Origin of the sequence: Kangiella japonica (genome assembly GCF_039523535.1) — a bacterium.
Classification (GTDB): domain Bacteria; phylum Pseudomonadota; class Gammaproteobacteria; order Enterobacterales; family Kangiellaceae; genus Kangiella; species Kangiella japonica.
Window position 1 is genome coordinate 1 of the sequence record NZ_BAAAFM010000007.1, and the last position, 5,175, is coordinate 5,175.

The window sequence follows — 5,175 nt, forward strand, 5'->3', positions numbered from 1 at the left end:
AATACAAACAACGATGCAGTGACCAACACCCAAAAAATTTATTCGATTGATTTATTTTTTAATAAGTTGGTGATTCATCGAGCAAAAGATTAGAGAGCTTCGGCTTTCGAAAAACTTTAAACTGAAGAGTTTGATCATGGCTCAGATTGAACGCTGGCGGTATGCTTAACACATGCAAGTCGAACGGTAACATGAACTAGCTTGCTAGTTTGATGACGAGTGGCGGACGGGTGAGTAACACGTGGGAATCTACCGAGTAGCGGGGGATAGCCCGGAGAAATCCGGATTAATACCGCATGTGCACTACGGTGTAAAGAGGGCCTCTATTTATAAGCTTTCACTATTCGATGAGCCTGCGTCAGATTAGCTAGTTGGTGGGGTAATGGCCTACCAAGGCGACGATCTGTAGCTGGTCTGAGAGGATGATCAGCCACACTGGGACTGAGACACGGCCCAGACTCCTACGGGAGGCAGCAGTGGGGAATATTGGACAATGGGGGCAACCCTGATCCAGCAATACCGCGTGTGTGAAGAAGGCCTTCGGGTTGTAAAGCACTTTCAGCGAGGAGGAAAAGCTAATGGTTAATACCCATTGGCCTTGACGTTACTCGCAGAAGAAGCACCGGCTAACTCCGTGCCAGCAGCCGCGGTAATACGGAGGGTGCAAGCGTTAATCGGAATTACTGGGCGTAAAGCGCGCGTAGGCGGATAATTAAGTCAGATGTGAAAGCCCAGGGCTCAACCTTGGAATTGCATTTGATACTGGTTATCTAGAGTACAGCAGAGGGGGGTGGAATTTCAGGTGTAGCGGTGAAATGCGTAGATATCTGGAGGAACATCAGTGGCGAAGGCGACCCCCTGGGCTGATACTGACGCTGAGGTGCGAAAGCGTGGGTAGCGAACAGGATTAGATACCCTGGTAGTCCACGCCGTAAACGATGTCTATTAGTTGTTGGGTATATTAAAATACTTAGTGACGCAGCTAACGCTTTAAATAGACCGCCTGGGGAGTACGGCCGCAAGGTTAAAACTCAAATGAATTGACGGGGGCCCGCACAAGCGGTGGAGCATGTGGTTTAATTCGATGCAACGCGAAGAACCTTACCAGGTCTTGACATCCAGAGAACTTTCCAGAGATGGATTGGTGCCTTCGGGAACTCTGTGACAGGTGCTGCATGGCTGTCGTCAGCTCGTGTCGTGAGATGTTGGGTTAAGTCCCGTAACGAGCGCAACCCTTGTCCTTAGTTGCTAACATTAAGTTGAGAACTCTAAGGAGACTGCCGGTGACAAACCGGAGGAAGGTGGGGACGACGTCAAGTCATCATGGCCCTTACGACCTGGGCTACACACGTGCTACAATGGGCAGTACAGAGGGTTGCCAACCCGCGAGGGGGAGCTAATCTCACAAAGCTGTTCGTAGTCCGGATTGTTCTCTGCAACTCGAGAACATGAAGTCGGAATCGCTAGTAATCGTGGATCAGAATGCCACGGTGAATACGTTCCCGGGCCTTGTACACACCGCCCGTCACACCATGGAAGTTGTTTGCACCAGAAGTAGCTAGCTTAAAATTGGGCGGTTACCACGGTGTGGGCAATGACTGGGGTGAAGTCGTAACAAGGTAGCCGTAGGGGAACCTGCGGCTGGATCACCTCCTTAACGACAGTGTTTCGCATGTCATAAGTGTTCACACAAATTGTCTTATTAAAATCATCTGGAAATAGTGATCGGTTGTGCAGGCCACAGCGTCTGTAACAAGACAGATTTATAGGTCTGTAGCTCAGCTGGTTAGAGCGCACCCCTGATAAGGGTGAGGTCGGCAGTTCAAGTCTGCCCAGACCTACCAATTATGTTGGAAATTGCCGATATCAAATGGGGCTATAGCTCAGCTGGGAGAGCGCCTGCCTTGCACGCAGGAGGTCAGCGGTTCGATCCCGCTTAGCTCCACCATATATTGGACGACACTATTTCAGTATTTAGATGTATAAGCAGACTTATACATCTGGATATTGACCAGAACAAGTTCTTTAACAATTTGGCAGAAGCGAGTAAAAATTTGTAAGCGAATAGTATTCATCATGTTAGAAAACGTAGTTAATCATCGAAGTCGGATGGTTGACGATATCTAGTTTGCTGATGATGTAGCTCCAAGATTTTTGGGGTTATATAGTCAAGTGACTAAGAGCATGCGGTGGATGCCTTGGCGACAGAAGGCGATGAAGGACGTGGTAGTCTGCGATAAGCCTCGGGGAGTTGACAACAAACGTTATATCCGAGGATTTCCGAATGGGGAAACCCAGCCAGTATAAGCTGGTTATTGTGCACTGAATACATAGGTGTACAAGGCGAACGCGGGGAACTGAAACATCTAAGTACCCGTAGGAAAAGAAATCAAACGAGATTCCCCTAGTAGCGGCGAGCGAACGGGGATTAGCCCTTAAGCTTCTATTGAGTTAGTGGAAGTCTCTGGAAAGTGACGCGATACAAGGTGATAGCCCTGTACACGAAAGCGAATTAGAAGTGAAATCGAGTAGGTCGGGACACGTGTTATCTTGACTGAATATGGGGGGACCATCCTCCAAGGCTAAATACTCTCTGTCGACCGATAGTGAACCAGTACCGTGAGGGAAAGGCGAAAAGAACCCCAGTGAGGGGAGTGAAATAGACCCTGAAACCGCATGCTTACAAGCAGTGGGAGCCAGATTTAGTCTGGTGACTGCGTACCTTTTGTATAATGGGTCAGCGACTTACTCTTCTGTAGCGAGGTTAACCATTTAGGGGAGCCGTAGGGAAACCGAGTCTTAATAGGGCGAATGAGTTGCAGGAGGTAGACCCGAAACCCGGTGATCTATCCATGGTCAGGTTGAAGGTTGGGTAACACCAACTGGAGGACCGAACCCACTTATGTTGCAAAATGAGGGGATGAACTGTGGATCGGAGTGAAAGGCTAATCAAACCGGGAGATAGCTGGTTCTCCTCGAAATCTATTTAGGTAGAGCCTCGCGTATTACCCTAGGGGGTAGAGCACTGTTAAGGCTAGGGGGTCATCCCGACTTACCAACCCTTTGCAAACTCCGAATACCTAGGAGTACAGCGCGGGAGACACACTGCGGGTGCTAACGTCCGTAGTGGAAAGGGAAACAACCCAGACCGCCAGCTAAGGTCCCAAAGTTATAGCTAAGTGGGAAACGATGTGGAAAGGCTTAGACAGCTAGGAGGTTGGCTTAGAAGCAGCCATCCTTTAAAGAAAGCGTAATAGCTCACTAGTCGAGTCGGTCTGCGCGGAAGATTTAACGGGGCTAAGCTATACACCGAAGCTGCGGGATTACACTATGTGTAATCGGTAGAGGAGCGTTCTGTAAGCCGCTGAAGGTGAACTGAGAAGTTTGCTGGAGGTATCAGAAGTGCGAATGCTGACATGAGTAACGTTAATGCGGGTGAAAAACCCGCACGCCGGAAGACCAAGGGTTCCTGTTCGACGTTAATCGGAGCAGGGTGAGTCGGCCCCTAAGGCGAGGCAGAGATGCGTAGTCGATGGGAAACAGGTTAATATTCCTGTACCGGTATATATTGTGATGGAGAGACGGAGAAGGCTAGGCCAGCACACAGATGGTGTTGTGTTTAAGGTGGTAGGCTTGGAACTTAGGCAAATCCGGGTTCCTTTAAGGCCGAGAGCTGACGACGATCGCCCACGGGCGAGAAGTGGTTGATGCCATGCTTCCAGGAAAATCTTCTAAACTTCAGATATATACCGACCGTACCCCAAACCAACACTGGTGGTCAGGTAGAGAATACTAAGGCGCTTGAGAGAACTCGGGTGAAGGAACTAGGCAAAATAGCACCGTAACTTCGGGAGAAGGTGCGCCGGCTTTGGTGATGGGACTTGCTCCCTAAGCTGAGGCTGGTCGAAGATACCAGGTGGCTGCGACTGTTTATCAAAAACACAGCACTCTGCAAACACGAAAGTGGACGTATAGGGTGTGACGCCTGCCCGGTGCCGGAAGGTTAATTGATGGGGTTATCTTCGGAGAAGCTCTTGATCGAAGCCCCGGTAAACGGCGGCCGTAACTATAACGGTCCTAAGGTAGCGAAATTCCTTGTCGGGTAAGTTCCGACCTGCACGAATGGCGTAACGACGGCCACACTGTCTCCACCCGAGACTCAGTGAAATTGAACTCGCTGTGAAGATGCAGTGTTCCCGCGGCTAGACGGAAAGACCCCGTGAACCTTTACTATAGCTTCACACTGGACTTAGAACCTACTTGTGTAGGATAGCTGGGAGACTTTGAAGCATTGTCGCTAGATGATGTGGAGTCGTCCTTGAAATACCAGCCTGGTAGTTTTTGAGTTCTAACTCAGGCCCGTTATCCGGGTCGAGGACAGTGTGTGGTGGGTAGTTTGACTGGGGCGGTCTCCTCCCAAAGAGTAACGGAGGAGCACGAAGGTTGGCTAATCATGGTCGGAAATCATGAGGTTAGTGTAATGGCACAAGCCAGCTTAACTGCGAGACAGACACGTCGAGCAGGTACGAAAGTAGGTCATAGTGATCCGGTGGTTCTGAATGGAAGGGCCATCGCTCAACGGATAAAAGGTACTCCGGGGATAACAGGCTGATACTACCCAAGAGTTCATATCGACGGTAGTGTTTGGCACCTCGATGTCGGCTCATCTCATCCTGGGGCTGTAGCCGGTCCCAAGGGTATGGCTGTTCGCCATTTAAAGAGGTACGCGAGCTGGGTTCAGAACGTCGTGAGACAGTTCGGTCCCTATCTGCCGTGGGCGTTTGAGATTTGAGGAGAGCTGCTCCTAGTACGAGAGGACCGGAGTGGACGAACCTCTGGTGTTCCGGTTGTCACGCCAGTGGCATTGCCGGGTAGCTATGTTCGGACAGGATAACCGCTGAAAGCATCTAAGCGGGAAGCCCCCTCCAAGATGAGATCTCACTGAAACTTTAAGTTTCCTGAAGAGCCGTTGTAGACTACGACGTTGATAGGCAAGGTGTGGAAGCGTTGAGAGGCGTTAAGCTAACTTGTACTAATTGCTCGTGAGGCTTGACTATATAACCCCAAGAAATTGGGCGGACAAGTCAGCAAACAAACATAGAAAGAAAAGCGTGCTGAATACTGCAAACATCTTACTTACAGATTTATACTTCTTCTGCCAAATTATTAAGACTT

General features: G+C 49.7%; 2 tRNA genes and 2 rRNA genes. All 4 read left to right on the top strand.

Annotation, left to right across the window (positions count from 1 at the left end):
* Positions 1-118: 118 nt before the first annotated feature.
* Positions 119-1,657, top strand: a 16S ribosomal RNA gene (locus tag ABD128_RS09170).
* 110 nt (positions 1,658-1,767) lie between these two features.
* Positions 1,768-1,844, top strand: a tRNA-Ile gene (locus ABD128_RS09175).
* 28 nt (positions 1,845-1,872) lie between these two features.
* Positions 1,873-1,948, top strand: a tRNA-Ala gene (locus ABD128_RS09180).
* A 218-nt stretch (positions 1,949-2,166) separates the two neighbouring features.
* A 23S ribosomal RNA gene (locus ABD128_RS09185) occupies positions 2,167-5,057 on the top strand.
* The 16S and 23S rRNA genes sit together here with 2 tRNA genes alongside, the layout of an rRNA operon.
* The last annotated feature ends 118 nt before the right edge of the window (positions 5,058-5,175 follow it).